Source organism: Pseudomonas sp. K5002 (genome assembly GCF_013386655.1).
In the GTDB taxonomy this organism is placed as follows: domain Bacteria; phylum Pseudomonadota; class Gammaproteobacteria; order Pseudomonadales; family Pseudomonadaceae; genus Aquipseudomonas.
In genome coordinates this window covers 1-473 of record NZ_JACARK010000741.1, presented here as the reverse complement: position 1 = coordinate 473, position 473 = coordinate 1, and the positions used below count along the sequence as shown (strand labels likewise).

Annotated in this window: 1 protein-coding gene; it reads right to left on the bottom strand. The window is 65.1% G+C overall.

Annotated elements, in window-relative coordinates; translation table 11 throughout:
* Positions 1-14 precede the first annotated feature (14 nt).
* Positions 15-473 (bottom strand): YeeE/YedE thiosulfate transporter family protein (locus tag HX846_RS27505; protein ID WP_178966494.1); only part of this gene is annotated, 459 nt, incomplete at its 5' end.

The following is a 473-nucleotide window of genomic DNA, read 5'->3' as shown; positions in this document are numbered from 1 at the left end:
GTGGTAACGATCAGTCAGCAACCGCTCAACGCTACCTGCGGACGCTCACCTGCAAAGAAGAACGGCCGCAACCGCACGCCCACGCTATTGCCGATAAACGCCGCCACCAACCACACCCAGCCATGCAGGCTGCCCGAGGCAATCCCGCTGAAGTACGCGCCGATGTTGCAGCCGTACGCCAGTCGCGAGCCATAACCCAGCAGCAACCCACCGATCACCGCGGCGAACAGCGAGCGTGCCGGAATTTTGAGGCTTGGAGCGAAACGCCCGGCCAATCCCGCAGCCAACAGCGCACCGAGGATGATGCCGACGTCCATCACACTGGTGACGTCTTCCCACACCGGCGCCGCCAGGGCCTTGGCATTGCCCGGCATTTGCCAGAACGCCCAGCTGCCTACGTCTACGCCCAACCCGCCGGCAACCTTGGCGCCCCACAGCGCGAACGCCGAAGTGATACCCCATGGCCGCCCGGC